Source organism: Pseudoalteromonas luteoviolacea S2607 (assembly GCF_001625575.1).
Lineage (GTDB): Bacteria > Pseudomonadota > Gammaproteobacteria > Enterobacterales > Alteromonadaceae > Pseudoalteromonas > Pseudoalteromonas luteoviolacea_E.
Genome location: NZ_AUXV01000017.1, coordinates 15,341 through 34,946, shown reverse-complemented (window position 1 = coordinate 34,946; position 19,606 = coordinate 15,341). Strand labels below are relative to the sequence as shown.

The following is a 19,606-nucleotide window of genomic DNA, read 5'->3' as shown; positions in this document are numbered from 1 at the left end:
GAGCGTATGTCTAGAGTAAAAAAGTGGGATAAAGTATTTCAATCGCCAGCCAAGTTTGGTGGGTGGGTATACGGGGTATATTTGTGTGTAATTTGTTATGTTGGGTTTGAATTTAACACACACTTTAAACAGCGCTCCCATCACCAACTAGAGCAACATGTGTCTCAATATCAGTCTCGCTTAAATAATCAATTGCAGCGATTTGCACATTTACTTTATTCCATCGAAGCTTATCAAAGAGCAAGTACAGACATCACACCAGAGCAGTTTTACCATTTAGCACAGTCTCAACTTGCAGGCTTAGAGTTGGAGCTGAGTTTAGAGTCCTACGCCATTATTGAACGATCGCAGGTGCCTAGTTTGGAACAAAAATACCGCTCGTTGGGTTTTTTTGACTTTACAATACGTTTGCCTAATCGTGACCGAGGTTTGTTTTTGACCACGCTTAAAGCCGCGCCAGTGTCTGATTTTGGTCACCTATTGGGCTCTGCAGTGGCCATAGAGGACCCCTTTATAAAGCGGATAGGGAATAATGAGCTACAAGCTGTAAAGTGGCATCAGGCACAGCGATGGAGTGTTGTGATTGAACAGTTTGATTTGCAGAAGCCACAAGCACTGCGCGCTTTGGGCATTGGGTTTCAGTTAAATCATCTGCTGGAGGGGTTGTTTGGTCAGCTGTATCAAACCAGTGGCCATCATATGCAGGTGATTGCCAACGAACACTTGGTTTTTTCTTCGGATTGGCAAAACAAGTTTCAACTAACAGAAAAGCAAGCGGGCATTACTGAAGAAATTGACTTTTTCGGTATGCCGATATCTATGCACCTCTACACGCAGGCACAGCTTAACCCGTCGTTGTTAAACAACTATACCTTGATTATTCTGACTGTGATTTTGATTGCTGCGGCCTTGGGTTTCATGGTGTTGATGCAGGTGCGATATTTAACGGCTCGGCACGATACGATTAATAACCTCGTTGAAGAGCGCACAGCCAGTCTGGCACAAGCCAATCAACAAATTCAACATGAATCTAATAAGCGTCTTGCGGCGTTGCAACAACATATCGTCGCAGAGCGTAAATACAAGAGTTTATTTGTGAATAGCAGCGAAGGTTTATTTGTCTTAGATAAATATGGTGTTTTAGTCGATGCCAACCCTGCATTTAGATCGTTGTTGCTCGGTGATGCACACCTTAATACGAAGTTGACTTTGCGTGACTTGATGCTAGATAGCGATGTCGCTGAGCGTTGGCAAAAAATGGTTGAGCAGCTACAACCACATGAAGAATTGGAGTGGTTAGCAGGGTCGGGACAAAGTCGCGGTGTTTGGGTAAGACAAACGGGCTCATGGATCTGCCATAGCCATGAAGTGATCTATGAAGGGCGCATTACCGATATTACCGCACTTAAATTGTTTAACGAGCAGCTTAAATACAAAGCACAACACGATAGCCTAACAGACTTACTTAATCGACAAACCTTTTTGCAATTGGTAGAAGCCAGCCGTGCGGAATCTACAGGACAATTTGTTTTACTCTACCTAGATTTAGATCGTTTCAAGTTAATAAATGACACGTTAGGCCACTTAGCGGGTGACAAATTATTGATTGAATTTGCCGCGAGAATGCGGGAATTAGTTGGTGGAATTGGAGATATTGCCCGTTTAGGCGGAGATGAATTTGCAATATTGCTTGATGTAGAGAAATTAAGCGCGCCCCTTGAGCTATTGCTTGAGGATATTTTGGCTGCCATTCGGGTGCCATTTGAGTATCAGGGTATGGCCCATACCGTCAGTGGTAGTGTCGGCGTTAGACGTTTTACCGCGCCGTGCCTGAACTATGAAGCGGAGAAGCTCTTACATGATGCCGACGTAGCCATGTATGAGGCAAAGAAGCGTGGTAAGAATGACTACCATATATTTACATCTGAGATTGCTGGTGAAGCGTCGCGAAGGCTACAAGTTGAACGAGAGCTGCAAACACTCGATATGGACCAAGAGCTGTCGCTGCGATTTCAACCTATTTATTGTCGTTTTGGTAAGCGTATTGTTGGCTTTGAAGCTTTGGTGCGATGGCATAGTCCTCAATTAGGTGTGGTGAGCCCCGCGGAGTTTATCCCTATTGCAGAAGAGTGCGCGCAAATTGTAAAGCTAGGCCAATGGGTATTTGCGAATGCTATGCTATTTAAACATCAACTACCCGATGATGACCTTTTCATCAGCGTTAATGTATCGCCCATTCAACTGCAACATAAGGGGTTCATGAGTTGGTTGATAGCGCAATTTGAGGATGCTAAGTATCTTCCATCTCACTTTAAAATAGAATTGACAGAATCCGCGATGATGACTGAAGAGAATTCATTAGTCGCGCCGCTGCAAAAACTCCATGGTCTTGGGTTTGGTATTTATATTGATGATTTTGGTACTGGGTATAGTAGTTTATCTCGACTGAATGTATTGCCAGTAGATGGTGTGAAAATTGATAGAGCGTTTATCAATGGCATAGAAGGCGTTGGTAAGCCAAGACAGTTGATAGAAGCTATTTGCGCAATGGCAAAAAGTTTTAATTTAACCGTCACAGCAGAAGGCATTGAGCAATTTGCTCAATTGCAGACATTATCTGCGCTTTACTGCCAACAAATGCAAGGCTACTACATGAGTAAACCGCTCTGTGATTTTGAAGCGCTTCAGCTACTGTATCATCAGGCGGGAAAAAATTTATTAAATGAAGTGAGTTAAGTATTGACCTCAACTTAACTTAAGGTTTTAAGGTGCAGTTATTCGATTCAGGGAAAAACAGAGTTACATTGAGGAATAACATGAACCAAGCACAATTAACCACTTATTTAGCAAAGTTAGAGATTGAGAATCTTGTATCCTATGATTTAGCGCTAGTTAGTCAGATAGTGCAAGCGCATATCAAGCGCTACAGCTTTAGCAGTTTTAATGCAATGCAAAACAAATTATTGAGTGTAGATAATGATGATTTGTTTGAGCGTTTGATTGTGCAGCAACAAGGCGGCTATTGTTTTGAACATAACAAAATTGCCATGTTAGCACTGGCAGCCTTAGGCTTTGAAGTATCTCCATTACTTGGGCGCGTGCTGTTAAATGGCACCACAACTAACCCTCGAACACATCGTTTAACGCATTTGAAGTATAAGGGAGCAGCTTATTTAGTGGATGTCGGTTTTGGGGTCAAAACACCGCGTATACCTATCCCAATTGACTGCTCCGCCCAAGTGCGCGAAGGCGCAAACCTATATCAAGTAGAAAGGACAACCCACAGTGTCACCGTTTCATTGGTACAGCCCGAGCAGGTCACGTTATATCAAGTCGATTTGCTAGATACCTATGAAAGTGATTGTGATGTGGGTCACTTTTACAGTCACCAACACCCTGAAGCGAGTTTTGTTAATAATCTCGTGGTTTCAAGGATTTCCGAACATGAACGCTTTGTGTTACGCAATCTGACCTACATGTATTTTAATGAGCTGACGGGTGAGCAACGAGAAATATCGATAGAGAGTGTTGGGCAGTTGCTTGAGTTGCTGAGTAACTTATTCTATCTAGAGCCTGCGGTAAGCGACGTGAGATGGGTATTTGATAAAATACTTACAAAGCGACAACAAGCCAACTAAGCTTTTGCTCAGTTGGCTCATCTTTTTTAGCTTTTATTCAATTGTTCAATAAAGCTAGATGAATCCGCGATAGAGCGATTCATATCTGTGATTAAACTCTGTATATCACGTTTTAAGTTGGTGAACTCGCCTTTGATTGCAGCAATAGCTTGAGCATTGAGGTTATGTTTCAGGTATAAAACATTGTCTTTCAATGAATCTAAGACTGGTTGCATTTTTGCCTCGCTTTTGCGCATCGAGCGGATTAGTTTATTGTATTGTTGTTGAGTTTGCTGCAATTTCTTTTCACTGCTGCGCTTAAGTTGCGGGTTAGAATACTGTTCTAATTCCGTTTGCCACTCTTCAAATAACGCTCCTGCTACAGATTCAACCTTATTGATATTGGCCGTGACGGTTTGTGCAGACTTTTGGCTCGCTTCATAATCACTATTCAACTGCTCGTATACGGTTTGCAATTCTCCGCCGTCAAAGTCAATCAATACAGAGAGTCTTTCAAGTGCACTTTGAAACTCTTGTTGAGACGCTTGCTGTGAAGCTTGCGTATCTTCAACACGGTCAACGAGAATGTCTCGCTTGTGCACACCCACTTGCTCCCACGCCGCATAATAGGCATTTTGAGCGCTTTTACAGCCGCCCAGAAGAGAGACAACTAAAATTAAAATGGTTATTTGTATATATTTTAGAGGCATACTTTATCCCTTAACTTTAAATGGCTACTTTAAATTATGAAGCGGATTGGTAATATGTGCAAAGCAATCATTATCATTGAATCATCATGAAGCAACATTGGCCAAGTGTGAAAGCGCAATTACAAACTTATATAGCGGCTCAACCGAGCTGGTGGAAACGCTTTTTTGAGCGCTGTAAAGAAGACCAACTGACGATCAATGCTGGGTATTTGGCCTACGTTACGCTTTTGTCTTTGGTGCCCTTGATTGCAGTAGGTGTTGCGATATTTACCGCATTTCCCGGATTTGAAAATACTCGGCTGGCAATAGAAAACTTTATATTCACCAACTTTGTGCCGACCTCAACCGATACCATTAAATCTCACATTAGTGCATTTGCCGGTAATGCGAACCAAATGACAGCTGTGGGGATCAGCTTTTTGGCCGCGGTGGCGTTATTACTAATTCGCAATGTAGACAGTGCACTGAATCGAATTTGGCGAGTTGAAAGTAAACGGCCATTAATGATTTCCTTCGCGATTTACTGGATGGTTTTAACCTTAGGGCCTGTCCTACTGGGGGCAAGTATTGGTGTGACCTCGTATATAGTTTCATTGGTATCATTTGCCGATCAGGGGATCCCTGGGTTTAGTGGCTTGTTACTTAAGTTACTGCCTTATGTAATTTCAATGGCGGGCTTCATTATGCTCTATACTTTAGTACCAAATACACGTGTGTCGTTTCAAGCCGCGATACCCGGTGCGCTGTTTGCCGCTTTTCTATTTGAGTTAACAAAGCGGGGGTTTGCAATGTATATCAGTCACTTCCCGTCTTACGAAGTGATTTATGGCGCATTGGCGACCATCCCTATTTTGTTTGTATGGGTGTATTTATCGTGGATAGTGGTATTACTAGGCGCAGAATTTACTGCTTGCCTAGAGGAGCACCATGGCAAGGAGACTGACACACCTCAAGAATGAGGTAAGTCATGACCTTACTTTATCAGCCAAGTGCTGTGTTACGTAGCTTTCATTTACCCGTCTCTCATGGTCATCAGATACATGTGGAAGAGTATGGTAACCCCGATGGGGTTGCTGTTTTAGTGTGCCACGGAGGCCCTGGTGGCGGCTTACACAAGCTGACTCAGACTTACTTTAATCCTGCCCGTTATCGCATCATCTTATTCAGCCAGCGAGGGTGTGGTAATTCATCTCCGCATTCGTTAGAGCACAATAACACCGATCTATTAATCGCCGATATGTTGGCATTGCTGGACTACCTAGACTTACCGAAATGTGTAATTGCTGGCGGTTCATGGGGAGCAACTTTAGCATTGTTGTTTGCGCAGCGTCATACCGATAGGGTAATAGGGCTTATCATATGGGCGAGCTTTTTCGCCGCCAATGACGACTTGGCATGGCTTTATGGTGCAACGGGAGCGGGTGCGCAGTTTTATCCAGAGCGCTTTGCAATTTTCTCCCATGGTGAAACTGACCATGAGCGCGTTCTAGAAATCTACAGAGAGCAGCTGTTTGGTGAAGACGAATTATTGCAGCATAAAGCAGCTCAGTTGTGGTTCGACTGGGATAAGCAATTGAGTGTCGAAACTCAATTACAGCGTTACCAATTACAGTCCAGTTGTCATTTAGTGACACAGGCGAAGCTGATGGTGCACTATATGTCGGCGCGGTGTTTTATCGACGAGCTGCAAATTCTCCATAATGCGCAGCGTATTACTCAGTTGCCTATTTGGATGATACACAGCCGCCAAGATCTTGTTTGTCGATTTGCTTCGGCTCAAAAGTTTGCCGAGCAAGTACAAGCACGCTTTTTAATTTTAGAAGGTGTTGGGCACAGTGCGACAAATAAAGTATATTCGGAGGCCATTCGAAGAGCAGCAGATCTATTGCTGTGTAAAATAGACAAAAATAGAGGTTGATGTGCAGGGACTCATTCAAAGGGTTAAGTTCGCAAAAGTTGAAGTTGGCGGTGAAGTGGTAGGTGAAATAGAGCAAGGGATATTACTACTACTTGGGGTAGAGAAGTTGGATGACGAAAATCACGCCGATAAATTACTTCACAAAGTCAGCAACTATCGTATTTTTACTGATGACGCGGGTAAGATGAATTTGAGTCTCAAGGATATTAACGGTGAGTTGTTAGTGGTCTCTCAATTTACGCTTGCCGCAGATACTAAAAAAGGTATGAGACCAAGTTTTTCTTCCGCTGGCACACCTCAACAAGCCCGGTCTTTGTATGAGTATTTTGTTGCGCAAGCCAAAGCATCTGGATTAACTGTAGCAACAGGGGAGTTTGGTGCTGACATGCAAGTGAGTCTATGTAACGACGGGCCTGTAACATTTAATCTATCGGTTTAGCGCTCGATAACGATTATGTAATTTGAATAGCCGGGCACATTATGGATATGTGGTTTCTTACCAAAATTAATAATGAGCAAATGCTCCAGCTGCTTTAGCTGGGATTCGTGTTCGGCAAGAAAATTAATGAATAATGTACCTTGTTCAGAGAGTGTATTTCGCAACAAAGTATAAAATTTGTGTTGATATAAAAATCGTGGTGCATCTAACTCACTGAACAAATCCAATATTATCCAGTTGAAAGGCGCTGTACTTTCTAATTCCAATACTTTGTAGGCATCGTTGCAATTAACTTCACTAATATGATCGCCTCCAAAGTAGCGCTTATAGCAGTGAATAATGTCCGGATTGTTATCGACAGAGATAACCTGGCAATCATCATGGACACTGTGTAAATAGTCCCGTATTGCGCCGGCGCCTAATCCCAGCTCTAATACGCGCTGGGGTGGTGGGCATTTTTGCCATAAGCTCTCTAGCACTTGCAAGTGGGGAAACAGCAAGTGTTCTGGGTGGTTCAGTTCAACGATTGACTGTAACGTATTGTTTATTAGTAGCCAACGGAGCGTTTTTTCTTGTCTAACTTGAATGCTCGTTTTTCCATGCTTATGCCAATATAACAAGTGACCTAGCTGGTGGCTTTGGGTTACAAAATCGCTGCTGACGGTTCCTGATTCAGTTAAAAATTCCTGCATAGTTACATCAGCATAGCCAAGGATTGAGGTAATTCCACTGTGTTTAGATGATTTTACACATTTAGTCGATGATTTTCCCCTGAGCATTTCCTGTTCAGAGTTTTTCTTGTAAGGTAGAAAATAAAAATTGGCACTAACGCAGGTGTGCTCAAAAAGGAGTAAATATGTTTCCAGTAACTTCACCTCAAAGTAGTCAGGATTGGCAGGATTACTATCAATTACGTTGGCAAGTGCTTCGTGCACCTTGGCACCAGCCTAGGGGGTCTGAGCAGGATGACCTAGAGCAAGAGTCTGAACATCGATATATCAAAAACAATGAAGGCGAAGTGCTGGCGGTTGCGAGGTTGCATTTCAATAACCATTTACAAGCCCAAGTACGTTATATGGCTGTTGACGAATCGCACCGTGGTCAACATTTAGGTAGCCGATTATTACATGAGCTTGAGAAAATAGCGTGGACCCAAGATGCTCAAGAGCTAGTGCTCTTTGCCAGAGAACGTGCATTGGCATTTTATGAGCGCCATGGGTATCAAGTGTTGGAAAAGGCGCATCTGGCATATGGTGATGTTCAGCATTGGAAGATGGTTAAGCAAAAACCGTCCGAGCCCGGTTGGTTCCGTCATCCTGATTGGACACAAGTACTGCAAGACACATGGCGTGAGTCTATTCCTATTAGTGACGCGATGGGGATCAAGGTTGAGAGTTATACCGATTGGCAATTTGCAACCAAAGCCGATTTAAAAGCGAACCTAAATTTACATAACTCAATGTTTGCTGGCTCGGTGTATAGCATGGCGACACTAACTGGTTGGGGCGCGACTTATTTAGCGCTTAAAGAGCATAATTTGGCAGGGGATATCGTATTAGCTGATGCTAATATCAAGTACCTTAAGCCTCTGACCACGGCGCCTGGGGCGACAGTTACTTTGTCTGAATGTGAAGGTGAATTGTCGGAGTTAGAAAGCGCTGGCAAAGCAAGGTATACCGTACCGGTAAATGTATATGATGGCGATGTACTAGTGGCAAAATTCTGTGGTGAATTTGTCATCATAGCCAAGTAAGTGTAAGGCGATCAAGCTACTTAAACGCTTGGTCGCCAAAATGGCTTAAAGGAGATCTGTAATTGCAATACCAATCCCTAGCCTCTGAATGTGTGCGTTGTAATCAATTAGGCTTTCGCCATAACCATTAAAGTACTGAGCATAACCTCTGACCCTGCCTGTGATTGGGAAAGACCAGTCCAATTGAATCGCGCCCCGATTATCTCCGCCAGCATTATTTCTAAGCATCATGCCAACTTCGTGGTCATTGCTAAAGCGATATGCCCCACTGAGTTCGAAATAGCCCATGTATTTATGGATATCAGGGTTGTCATCCCCTTTGGCTGAGGTTTCATCAGGCTTATCATCTTCAGGTAGTCTATACCATGGCTTGAAGCTAAAGACGAAGCCATCGTATTCCCAGATGAAATTCGCATAAATGCGGTTCCATGAGCGAGAATTAGGCTGACTGCGGCCATTGGATTGATGTGAGATCCCAAGAACGAATGCCATTTCATCTCCCCAAAGGACATTTTCATCATCTAAGAAATTAATCCAAAAGATTTCTGGTTCGTAATTTGTTTCACGAAATGGAGACGAAATGTCTTTGTTATAAACTTGCCAGTAGGACTGTAAAGTCACGCCCATGTAGATTGCTTGATCCTTGTCTTCAAAATCGTGATAAATAGGCAATTTTAAAGAAATCTGGTACTTTGCCTCGACATTGTCAAGCGGTTCACCCTGTTGATCGCCTTTGTCCATAAAACGGTCAAAAGGGCGGTTATTTGGGTTTTTAATATACGAAACTGGCAATATATAGTTACGATGGTGTGGTGTCAGTACATTGCGGTTTTCTTCAGTAACACGCTCTCTGGCAATTCGTTTATCAAGTTGACTCAAGCCACCGATTTGTTGCTCACAATACTGACGAACCTCTTTCATGGTTCTATTTTCGTCCCCAGACATAGCTTGACTAAGGATACATTGGTTGAGGGCTTCTATTTCGTCCGCAGAAGCTTTTTTGGCAACGGCTTGCTGCGTTGGAAGCATTATAAGTGCGGCCATAGAGAGCTGTTTAAAGTCCATATTACTTTCCAATTTTTAAGCTGTACGTGTAAGCATGTATAAGAAGCTGGTAGCTTATGATTTATAGCATGTCGAGTTGAGCGCTATAGTATAAGTAAGTGGACTAAAATCCTAGCCTAAAAGGCATAAATTAAGTTTGAAGGGAGGGCATCACGCAGGGTGCTGCGTGATGCAATCAATAACTAGTCATCCAGTCTTGATACAATGAAATAAGGGTTTAAGTATGACTCTTTTTGGTTGTATTTTAGAGGAGAGCCGTCTTGTTGCGTTACTGTTGCACCTGCAATTTCAGCAACGGCATGTCCGGCGCCTGTATCCCATTCACATGTTGGACCAAGGCGAGGGTATACATCAGCTTCACCTTCAGCAACTAGACACAGCTTAAGGGAGCTGCCTTTGGGAACCATTTCAACATCATCAAATTGAGCTAGGTAATCAGCCAATTCAGGAGACGGGTGTGAGCGAGAACCGACGACTTTTATTTTACCCTGTTTACTTTTACGTGTAACTTTAAGTTCAATACGCGCTTCATCACACTCTCTGAACGCGCCAATTGTTTTTGCGGCAAGGTAACAGGTTTTGAGTGCTGGCGCATATACCACCCCCATTGTCGGAACGCCATTTTCTATGAGCGCGATATTAACTGTAAACTCACCATTCTTTTTGATGAACTCTTTAGTCCCATCAATAGGGTCGACGAGCCAATAACGCTGCCAAGTTTGTCGCTCTTGCCAGCTGATATCGGCACTTTCTTCACTCAGTATGGGAATATTCGGAGTCAGACGCAGCAAACCCGCAGTAATAACACGGTTTGCAGCAAGATCTGCTTCTGTTACAGGGCTGTCATCACTTTTATAATCAACTGCGAAATCTTTGGCGTAAATGTGCATAATTTCTTCGCCTGCGAGTCGTGAAAGTTCGACAAGTTCTTCTAGCAGATCTGTATCGTTCATGAGTATTCCTTATTACTTTATGATTTTTTTATTTTTTAAATATTCAATGAGTTGTTGTACTGACTCTTCTAGAGAATTTTCACCTGTATTGATTTTCACTTCTGGTGAGACAGGTGGCTGATAGTCAGAGTCGATACCAGTGAAGTTTTTAATTTCTCCAGCGCGTGCTTTTTTATACAGACCTTTAGGATCTCGTTGCTCGCACACTTCTAATGGAGTATCTAAAAACACCTCGATAAACTCACCTTCTCCGACCAATTCACGAACCATATCTCGTTCGGCTTGAAAGGGGGAGATAAAAGCGGTTAGTACAACCAGCCCTGCATCAACCATTAATTTACTTAACTCGCCAACACGGCGAATATTTTCTATACGATCTTCATCGCTAAAATTCAGGTCTTTACACAGGCCATGCCTTACATTATCACCATCTAGTAAATATGTATGTACGCCAATTTGATGTAAAGCACTTTCTAGTGCATTTGCGACCGTACTTTTTCCAGAGCCTGAAAAACCAGTAAACCACAAAATAACGGGCTTATGACCTTTAAGCTCGCCACGATGTGCTTTTTCTACGGCATAGTTATGCCAAACAATGTTTTTATCCATGAAACTGTCCTTTAAAAGGGAAAGACCATTGGGATCAAGGTTAAAACAGTGATGGAGTAGATTATTGAGAGCGGAACACCAACCGTAACGTAATCTCTGATACGATAATTTCCGGCACTATACACCATCAAGTTTGTCTGATAACCAAAGGGAGAAATAAAGCTAGCCGAAGCACCAAATGCCACAGCCATGATAAACGGTAATGGGTCGACGCCAAAGCCTACAGCGAGTGCATAGGCGACTGGAAAAGACAGTGCAGCAGCAGCGTTATTGGTAATGAGTTCCGTAAAAACCACCGTCATTACAAATATGGCAATGAAAGCACCATAAGGGCCAAAATCACCGAGTAATAAAAAGAGCGCATCTGAAATTTTGCTAGCAAGCCCAGTATCAATCATGAGTTTTGCTAGGCCAATAGCGCTGCCCACAATAGCCAGTAACTCTATTGGAAAGCGGCGTTTCATTTCACTGACTTTAATGGTACCCAAAGCAACCAATGCCAAGAGTAAAACCAGTAGCCCTTTAACCAGAGGGACAATATCAAAGATGCCCAACCCGATAACGGCTGCAAAGCCGAGCAGAACTTGGCTCGACTGCTTTTGGTTTAAATGTGTTTGTAAATCTAATCCAGAAATATATACAAATTCGCGCTTTAAATCTGGTAGCTCGTAAAATTCACAGCTTGGGGCAAGAATAAGTGAGTCGCCAGCTTGTAGCTGTACCTTACCCAAGCCGCCTTGGAGGCGGTCGTGGCCACGGCGAATCGCAATCACCGCAGCATGAAATTGTTCTCTGAAGCGAATTTCCTTAATGGTATTACCCAGAAATTTCGATGATTGACTTACGACGACTTCGACCAAATGTTCGGCATCTTTTTCATGTTTGTCATGCACTACTTGCAGACCATCGAATTGTCTTAATAAAGGCACTGATTTAATGTCGCCGACAAAAAGCAGTACATCACCTTGGCGAATTTCTTGTTGTGGTGTCACCGCACTGATACGTCTTTCACCACGCATTATTTCGGCTAGAAAAAGGTCTTTCAAATCTCGTAAGCCATTCTCTTCTACTGTACGCCCAATAAGTTTTGAGCCTATTGCGACTTTTCCTTCTAAGTAAAAAGGGACGACTTCTTCGCTTTCAGTACCATGATCAGGCAGAAACTTTAATAGCAATAGAATCGTCAATAAGCCAACAGATAACGCCCCGATACCGACTAAAGTAAAATCAAAAAAGCCCAGTGGTGCCATGCCTGCATCTACGGCAAACCCATTGACTATCAAATTAGTGGAGGTGCCAATCAATGTTAATGTACCACCCAATATGGCGGTGTAAGAAAGAGGCAATAGCAATTTAGAGGGGGAGTGCGTTTGGCTTTCTTTAATGGTACTTATTAATGAGGCGACAACGGCAGTATTGTTTGTAAATGAGGACAATAAGGCCGTGGACAATCCCAGCTTCATAACTGATTTAGATAAGCTACCACTGGCCAATGTGCTGGCTAATTTTTGCACTAAGGTCGTTTTTTCTATGGCAATAGATACGATGATCAATAGTACCAAAGTAATTAACGATGGGTTGGCATAATTTACCAACATAGATTCCAGCTCGATTAAACCAGTTAAATAGCTGACGCCAATTGCACTGACAAATAACCAAGCTGGGTTAAGCCGTGTGCCGAATAAGCACACGACTAAAGCGAGCATAATGCCTGTTAAGATGATCTGATCAACTAGCACGTATTTCTCCTTATAACAGGCATAGAAGCGATTATTTTAACTTGCTAATATCAAGCGCTTGCCAATGTGGGAAGTGCTTACGTACTAGGGCATTAAATTCAAGTTCAAATGCACTGAACTCGCTTGGCTTTACAGACTCTTCTGCTAACAGGGCTTCAATCATGCCCGCACCAATAGTTAAGTTGCTGATGCGGTCAATGAGAATAAAAGAGCCAGTTTCGTGGTTGTTGCGATAGATATCTGCGACAATGCTTTCAGTCAGTTCAAGTGTCACAATCGCAATCTCATTTAATTGAAGTTGTTCAGCTTGACCTTTCTCAAGGGTGTTCACGTCAATTGTGTGATCAATCTTTCGCACGATAGCAGAGGTATTTTTACTACCTAATTTAAAGTTGTAATTCTTACCTAGCACAAGCGGTTCTTCATGCATCCAAACCAGTTTCGCCTGGATCAAGTTTGTAACAGCCGCTGTAGATTGTGCTGGTACTATGACATCACCACGGCTGACATCTATTTCATCCGCCAGTGTAATCGTAAATGCTTGACCTGTTTGTGCCTGTTCAAGATTACCATCAAAAGTTACTAACTCTTTGATAGTAGACTGCTTGCCTGAAGGCAACACCTTAACCGCTTGACCTGCTGACAGAGAGCCGGAAGTTAAAGTCCCTTGAAAACCTCTAAAATCAAGGTTAGGACGTACGACATACTGAACAGGGAAGCGAGCTTCGAAGTTGTGGTTTGCTTCAGCCGCTGGCGAGTCTTCTAATAACTCTAATAGCGGCTTGTCAGTGTAATATGGCGTATGTGCAGAGCGGGTAACAACGTTATCGCCTTTCAATGCAGACATGGGTACAAACTTGATATCTGATACATTTAATTGCTCAGCAAACTTCAAATAGTCAGCTTTGATTTTTTCAAATACTGCTTCATCAAAGTCAACAATATCCATTTTATTGATTGCTACCACAAACTGTTGGATACCTAGAGAGTCACAGATAAAGCTGTGGCGCTTAGTTTGAATCTGCACACCATAACGCGCGTCAACTAGGATAATGGCCAAGTCACTCGTTGAAGCACCCGTCACCATGTTACGAGTATATTGCTCATGTCCTGGTGTATCCGCGATAATGAACTTACGTTTTGCCGTTGAGAAATAGCGATACGCAACGTCAATAGTGATACCTTGTTCACGCTCAGCTTGTAAGCCATCAACCAGCAACGCAAGATCCAACTCTTCACCAGCGTTACCTACTTTCTCATTGTCTTTGTGCAATGCAGCCAATTGATCTTCATAGATTTGGTGACTGTCATGCAGTAGACGACCAATCAATGTTGACTTACCGTCATCAACACTACCGCATGTCATCATGCGCAATAGGCTTTTACCTTGTTGACGAGAAAGGTATGCTTCAATCCCTAACTCTCTTACTTCATTAGCTGTAGACATTAGAAATACCCCTCACGTTTTTTCTTCTCCATTGACCCTGCTGAGTCATGGTCAATTACACGACCCTCACGCTCTGATGATGTGGATAGCAACATTTCTTCAATGATGCCTGTCAGCGTATTTGCTTCTGATTCAACGGCACCTGTGAGTGGGTAGCATCCCAAAGTACGGAATCGTACTGACTTCATTTCTGGTACTTCACCTTCTTTGAGTGGCATACGCTCGTCATCCACCATGATCAACGTACCATCACGCTCAACGACTGGACGTTTTTCAGAAAGGTAAAGTGGCACAATCTCAATATTTTCTTGATAGATATATTGCCAAATATCTAGTTCGGTCCAGTTAGATAGTGGGAATACACGGATGCTTTCACCGGGGTTAACTTGGCTGTTGTAAGTGTTCCATAATTCTGGACGTTGGTTTTTCGGATCCCAGCGGTGGTGCTTGTCACGGAAAGAGTACACGCGCTCTTTTGCACGAGACTTTTCTTCGTCGCGGCGTGCACCACCAAATGCAGCATCAAAACCATATTTATCCAATGCTTGCTTCAAGCCTTGTGTTTTCATGACATCAGTGTGCTTGGCCGAACCGTGTGTAAACGGCCCTACGCCCATGGCTATACCTTCAGGATTCTTATGCACAATCAGGTCAAAGTTATATTCTTTCGCAAGGCGGTCGCGAAATTCAATCATCTCACGGAATTTCCAATCTGTGTCTACGTGCAGTAGAGGGAAAGGAATCTTCGCTGGGTAAAATGCCTTACGCGCCAAGTGAAGTAACACTGAAGAGTCTTTACCAATTGAGTAAAGCATCACTGGATTGTCAAACTCTGCAGCGACTTCGCGAATAATCTTTATACTTTCAGCTTCAAGTTGCTGAAGGTGGGTTAAAGCCATTGTTCGTCGTCCTACTGTTAATTAAATTAAAACTGTTAAGCTACTTTTGTTATTGGTTGAGCAAAACTATTCACTTGTTCGCTTTGTCCAAACCACGCTAATTGTTCATGCAGTGCCGCAACTTCCCCTATGATCAATAAGGCGGGAGATTGAATTTGATGTTGTTCAATCTTTGTTGCGAGTTCACTGAGTGTGCCTCTGACCACTCGTTGGGATTTGCGAGTGCCATTTTCAACTATCGCTATCGGTGTTTCTGGGGATCTACCATGCTCAAGCAGTTTGGCCTGAATATGTGGCGATTTAATAACGCCCATATAAATCGCAAGTGTCTGGTTTGTTTGCGCTAACCCACGCCAATCGAGCTCTTGGCCATCTTTTTTACAGTGGCCAGTAACAAACTGGATAGCTTGTGCATGATCTCTGTGTGTTAGCGGTATGCCTGCATAGGCACTACAGCCAGCAGCTGCGGTGATCCCAGGAACTATTTGGTACTTAACCCCATGTTTAGCAAGAACTTGGACTTCTTCGCCACCTCTTCCATAAATAAAGGGATCGCCTCCTTTGATACGACATACTTTTTTACCCTGTTTAGCAAAATTGAGCAACATTTCATTTGTATCTTCTTGTTTTACACTATGATTTCCTGCTCTTTTGCCCACACAAACAAGGTCTGCATCGCGCCTTACTAACTCCATAATTTCGTCCGAAACTAAGTAGTCATAAACGACGACATCTGCTTGTTGCATTAACTGCAAGGCCTTAATTGTCAGAAGCTCAGGGTCACCGGGCCCTGCGCCCACAATATATACTTCCCCTTCCGGTTTAGGCGTACTCGTGAGTAAATCATGAAGTTGTTGCTCTGCGCCTTGTGTATCACCCACTTGCACCTTACGTACGACGCTGGAATCGAATACGCGTTCCCAAAATTGGCGACGGTCAGCAAACGATTTAAAGCGTGCCTTTACTTGCTCTCTGAAGCTTCCAGCTAAACGAGCTAGAGCACCGGTATGATGCGGTATAATCGCTTCTAGCTTTTCGCGGAGTCGGCGTGCTAAAACTGGGGCAGTACCAGCACTTGAAATTGCAATCGTTATCGGGTCTCTATCAACAATCGAAGGAAAGATAAATCCACACTTGGGCTGGTCATCGACAACATTTACAAAAATATTGTGAGTATTTGCGGCATCACATACTGCTTTATTTACTGCCTCATTGTCAGTTGCTGCTATGATGAGCATCATGCCAAGTACATGGTGTGCTTCGAAGTACTCCTCGACTAATGAGACTTTATTTTGTTGTGATAGTGCCAATAACTCATTGCAAAAGCTGGGCGCGACAACTGTGACCTGTGCGCGCGCTTTTAAAAACGCTTGGCATTTGCGCAGTGCTACATCACCACCGCCAACAATAAGCACTGGTTTGTCGTCTAGTTTTGTAAATATAGGTAAATATTGCACAACCTTTGCCCCTTATGCATAACCTTGGTTTAAGCCTACATCTCTGGCTTAGCTGAAAGGCAGAATATATTGACCCGGAAAGACTAAAAAATAATATTAACCCAAAATATATAACAAAAAGTTATATACCAACTTCAATTTTGGTTTAAGGCTTATAATTCAAGGGTTAGAAAGCTAAATGTATCGATATTAGCAACTTATAGCGATTGGTTATGAGATATAATTGAAAGCGGTTTAGCAGCATACATGGTGGTTAAGTGCCGAAAGAGTTTAATGTGCGGACAAATGTCCTGTAGGGAGGGCGTTGAATCCATTTTACTGGCAATGGTATATAACAGGATAATAGAGAGCGCGATATGCGGTCTTGCGAAGACTGCACGACGCGTTAAGGAGACGTAATGGGTTCAACTCGAGTGAATTTGCATAATGAGGCAAAGCGCGCGCTTGAATTAATGGATTTAACATCGTTGAATGCGCATGATACTAACGAAAGCATTGTCGCGATGTTGGACGAAATCGACGCAGAAGTAGGATTGCCAGCGGCTATCTGTGTGTATCCACAATTTGTGGCGTTGTGTAAAGCACAACTGGCAGAGCGCGGTTTTAATAGTATTAAGATAGCAACGGTAACGAACTTTCCATCGGGTAAAGAGCCCTTAGAGGTGGTGCTAGAACAAACACGCCAAGCGATTACAGATGGTGCGGATGAGATTGATCTCGTGATGCCATACAATCAAGTGATAATGGGTGACCCTGATACACCCTGGCAGTATGTGCGTTCCAGCAAAGATGTATGTGGTGAAAAAGTACAACTTAAAGTGATCATTGAAAGCGGAGTCCTTAGTGAGCCTGAAATGATCGCACAAGCGAGTGACATTGCGATTTTAGCGGGCGCCGACTTTATAAAAACAAGCACAGGTAAGGTGCCAGTTAATGCCACTTTACCAGCGGCTGAGATTATGCTTTCTCGAATTAAGGCCAATAACAAGCCTGTTGGATTCAAAGCGGCCGGCGGTGTAAAGACCGTTGCCGAAACCCTACCTTTTTTAGATGCTGCTGAGCGAATATTGGGTCAATCCTTTATAGATGCAGAACACTTCAGGTTTGGTGCTTCGAGCTTACTTGCAGATATAAAAGCAATTTTGGTAAAAGAGTCTTGATTATCAGTGAGGGAGTAGCGAATGCTACTCCTCTTTACCCTTGTTAAAGGGGGGTTGTAAAGTCAAGAATTTGCTGTCCTATCTGGCCGTTGAAGTAGTTAAATGTGATGTATATGCGCCAAGGCTTTTCGCACTCAGCAAGCTTAGAAAGGTCTACAGTAAGCTGGTGATTGAGCTCAGAATAGTGCCTGTCTTCGGGTTGCTGCTTTTCACCATTTTGTGCTGACTTAAACCAGCGCTGATGAATGCGTGCTGGACAAGGTCTATGCTGTTCTGGTGTTTGAATAGATAGCTCTATATTTTTTAAATCGCTATCGGTTTGGGGCTGCCAACTCATTGTTAGCTCATCATTATCCAGCGTAATGGCTGCTAGATCCTGTTCGTTACTTGGATAAATAAACTCGACCAATTGAGGAAAAGTGACAGTGTCAAATGACGTGATAGACTCATTTCTAGATAATTTAACTTTAAAGCTATCCTGTGCTTTCAGAGGCTCTTTTAGCACTGTTGAGATAACACAGCAATGCTCAGGTGTTGCGCCTAAATTTGAGCGCTGTTTATTAGAGAAAGTATAGGTTTCACCACTCGTAGCAACGAGCTGAAGGCTGTCCGCGCCCGTTAACTTAATTAACTTCCCGTCGTTATCCTGAAGCGTTACGGTGCCTTCAATGGTCGCTTGAAGATATGGCTGATAGTTATTTCTATTTGTATAGAATTGAGAGATTATAAAACCCTCTTGTGATAATGAGGTGGTCGATAGATCTTCAACCTTATCTGAGTCCTTACTTTCACAACCGACAATTAAAATGGCAGTGAGTGCCAACGTATATCTCTGAATCATTCAATATCCTTTGATTGTTATTATTTATCCTGCAAGTTTGCAATTGGTACTGATAGCCAAACTTTTCTGGAGCGCCTTGAAGTTTCACTCCTTAGCCCAACATATATGTTCAGCATGAGATTAACAATACAGTTGTTTTTTAATAAAATGGCTACAGCGCTGCACAACTATAAGTTAGTGCTTGAGCGCAAAATTTTGGACATACTCATTTTGACTGAAGTGTATCTTTTTTAGCCAGTGATGCAATAATAAATGCTTGTTATTGAGCAAAATTTTAGCTAAAAATGTGCGTGTCGATGAGCGTAAAATAGGGTGTCTATTTCCGTTAATAGAACAAAAGCAGGGAAAATAATGCGATGTATAACTTTTACACTTGTTTTCAGATTGTTCGTCAGTATAATGGGCATCCACTTTGCAGGGGCGTAGTTCCAATTGGTAGAACAGCGGTCTCCAAAACCGATGGTTGCGGGTTCGAGTCCTGCCGCCCCTGCCACTCAATACTTTTTAGTCCAAATCTAAAATAATGTGTGTTTTCTTGTCGCTTATTTATAAATTTGGATTTAATGGATTAACCCTGTCAGCGACAGGGTTGTTGTGTCTGTATTTAAGGTAAAACAATTATGAGCACTAATGTTGAAAACCCGTCTAGCTCGATGGACACGGTAAAATGGCTAGTTGCAGTTGTACTACTCACTGGCGCAGTAGTTGGTAACTACATGTATGCAGATATGTCTGCACTGGTACGCGCCGTAGGCGTTGTGGTTGCAGTTGGCGCTGCTTTAGGTATTGCCGCAACAACGGAAAAAGGACGTACTTTTATTGCTTTTGCAAAAGAGTCTCGTATTGAGGTTCGTAAAGTTGTCTGGCCTACGCGTCAAGAAGCAACGCATACTACAATTATCGTGATGGCAGCAACAGTAGTGATGGCACTTATCCTTTGGGGATTAGATGGCTTGCTATTCCGTGCTGTTGGCTTTTTAACTGGATTGGAGATCTGAT

The 19,606-nt window shown here is 42.9% G+C and carries 18 protein-coding genes and 1 tRNA gene; 9 read left to right on the top strand and 10 right to left on the bottom strand.

Annotation, left to right across the window (positions count from 1 at the left end):
- The first annotated feature begins 6 nt into the window (after window positions 1-6).
- Both N480_RS10280 and N480_RS10275 read left to right on the top strand, forming a co-directional pair.
- Complete coding sequence (locus tag N480_RS10280; protein WP_081231829.1) at window positions 7-2,736, top strand: putative bifunctional diguanylate cyclase/phosphodiesterase; 2,730 nt, start codon at window positions 7-9, stop codon at window positions 2,734-2,736.
- Window positions 2,737-2,816: 80 nt separating this feature from the next.
- The gene (locus N480_RS10275) at window positions 2,817-3,638 is read left to right on the top strand and encodes an arylamine N-acetyltransferase family protein (protein WP_063372411.1); all 822 of its coding nucleotides are present in this window, start codon (window positions 2,817-2,819) and stop codon (window positions 3,636-3,638) included.
- Window positions 3,639-3,664: 26 nt separating this feature from the next.
- Here the strand turns inward: N480_RS10275 and N480_RS10270 are convergent, their stop codons facing one another.
- The gene (locus N480_RS10270; protein WP_063372410.1) at window positions 3,665-4,327 is read right to left on the bottom strand and encodes a DUF2959 domain-containing protein; all 663 of its coding nucleotides are present in this window, start codon (window positions 4,325-4,327) and stop codon (window positions 3,665-3,667) included.
- Between the two features lie 86 nt (window positions 4,328-4,413).
- Here N480_RS10270 and N480_RS10265 point away from each other — a divergent pair, with 86 nt between their 5' ends.
- Genes N480_RS10265 through dtd form a run of 3 tightly spaced genes read left to right on the top strand, consistent with a single transcriptional unit; the run spans window position 4,414 to window position 6,684 of the window.
- On the top strand, window positions 4,414-5,286 hold the full coding sequence (locus N480_RS10265) for a virulence factor BrkB family protein (RefSeq protein WP_063372409.1): 873 nt from the start codon (window positions 4,414-4,416) through the stop codon (window positions 5,284-5,286).
- 8 nt (window positions 5,287-5,294) lie between these two features.
- Complete coding sequence (locus N480_RS10260) at window positions 5,295-6,245, top strand: alpha/beta fold hydrolase (protein WP_063372408.1); 951 nt, start codon at window positions 5,295-5,297, stop codon at window positions 6,243-6,245.
- A gap of 1 nt (window position 6,246) precedes the next feature.
- Window positions 6,247-6,684, top strand: a complete 438-nt coding sequence (dtd, locus tag N480_RS10255) for a D-aminoacyl-tRNA deacylase (protein ID WP_063372407.1) — start codon at window positions 6,247-6,249, stop codon at window positions 6,682-6,684.
- Here the strand turns inward: dtd and N480_RS10250 are convergent.
- Window positions 6,681-7,376 (bottom strand): spermidine synthase, encoded by a 696-nt coding sequence (locus N480_RS10250; protein WP_063372406.1) that lies wholly within the window; start codon window positions 7,374-7,376, stop codon window positions 6,681-6,683. The genes dtd and N480_RS10250 overlap by 4 nt on opposite strands.
- Window positions 7,377-7,540: 164 nt before the next feature.
- Here N480_RS10250 and N480_RS10245 point away from each other — a divergent pair, with 164 nt between their 5' ends.
- Window positions 7,541-8,437, top strand: coding sequence for a bifunctional GNAT family N-acetyltransferase/hotdog fold thioesterase (locus N480_RS10245; RefSeq protein WP_063372405.1), 897 nt, complete (start codon window positions 7,541-7,543; stop codon window positions 8,435-8,437).
- 45 nt (window positions 8,438-8,482) lie between these two features.
- On the opposite strand, the gene N480_RS10240 is transcribed toward N480_RS10245, so the two are convergent.
- The 7 genes from N480_RS10240 to cysG form a co-directional block, all read right to left on the bottom strand.
- Window positions 8,483-9,502, bottom strand: coding sequence for a phospholipase A (locus N480_RS10240; protein WP_063372404.1), 1,020 nt, complete (start codon window positions 9,500-9,502; stop codon window positions 8,483-8,485).
- 182 nt (window positions 9,503-9,684) lie between these two features.
- Window positions 9,685-10,455, bottom strand: coding sequence for a 3'(2'),5'-bisphosphate nucleotidase CysQ (gene cysQ / locus N480_RS10235; protein WP_063372403.1), 771 nt, complete (start codon window positions 10,453-10,455; stop codon window positions 9,685-9,687).
- A 12-nt stretch (window positions 10,456-10,467) separates the two neighbouring features.
- On the bottom strand, window positions 10,468-11,064 hold the full coding sequence (cysC, locus tag N480_RS10230; RefSeq protein WP_063372402.1) for an adenylyl-sulfate kinase: 597 nt from the start codon (window positions 11,062-11,064) through the stop codon (window positions 10,468-10,470).
- 11 nt (window positions 11,065-11,075) lie between these two features.
- Window positions 11,076-12,770 carry an SLC13 family permease gene (locus tag N480_RS10225; protein WP_063372488.1) on the bottom strand — a complete coding sequence of 565 codons (1,695 nt, stop codon included), beginning with the start codon at window positions 12,768-12,770 and terminating at the stop codon, window positions 11,076-11,078.
- A 64-nt stretch (window positions 12,771-12,834) separates the two neighbouring features.
- A complete protein-coding gene (gene cysN / locus N480_RS10220; RefSeq protein WP_063372401.1) occupies window positions 12,835-14,250 on the bottom strand; it encodes a sulfate adenylyltransferase subunit CysN in 1,416 nt (471 codons plus the stop codon).
- The gene (gene cysD / locus N480_RS10215) at window positions 14,250-15,149 is read right to left on the bottom strand and encodes a sulfate adenylyltransferase subunit CysD (RefSeq protein ID WP_063372400.1); all 900 of its coding nucleotides are present in this window, start codon (window positions 15,147-15,149) and stop codon (window positions 14,250-14,252) included. Before cysD ends, cysN begins: the two co-directional genes overlap by 1 nt.
- Before the next feature lie 35 nt (window positions 15,150-15,184).
- Window positions 15,185-16,606, bottom strand: coding sequence for a siroheme synthase CysG (cysG, locus tag N480_RS10210; protein ID WP_063372399.1), 1,422 nt, complete (start codon window positions 16,604-16,606; stop codon window positions 15,185-15,187).
- Between the two features lie 398 nt (window positions 16,607-17,004).
- Between cysG and deoC the strand changes: the two genes are divergently transcribed.
- The gene (gene deoC, locus N480_RS10205) at window positions 17,005-17,766 is read left to right on the top strand and encodes a deoxyribose-phosphate aldolase (RefSeq protein ID WP_196761472.1); all 762 of its coding nucleotides are present in this window, start codon (window positions 17,005-17,007) and stop codon (window positions 17,764-17,766) included.
- A gap of 43 nt (window positions 17,767-17,809) precedes the next feature.
- Here deoC and N480_RS10200 read toward each other — a convergent pair whose 3' ends face one another.
- The gene (locus tag N480_RS10200; protein ID WP_063372398.1) at window positions 17,810-18,607 is read right to left on the bottom strand and encodes a hypothetical protein; all 798 of its coding nucleotides are present in this window, start codon (window positions 18,605-18,607) and stop codon (window positions 17,810-17,812) included.
- Between the two features lie 416 nt (window positions 18,608-19,023).
- Here N480_RS10200 and N480_RS10195 point away from each other — a divergent pair.
- Both N480_RS10195 and secE read left to right on the top strand, forming a co-directional pair.
- A tRNA-Trp gene (locus tag N480_RS10195) sits at window positions 19,024-19,100 on the top strand.
- Window positions 19,101-19,227: 127 nt separating this feature from the next.
- Window positions 19,228-19,605, top strand: a complete 378-nt coding sequence (gene secE / locus N480_RS10190) for a preprotein translocase subunit SecE (protein ID WP_023400589.1) — start codon at window positions 19,228-19,230, stop codon at window positions 19,603-19,605.
- Window position 19,606 lies beyond the last annotated feature (1 nt).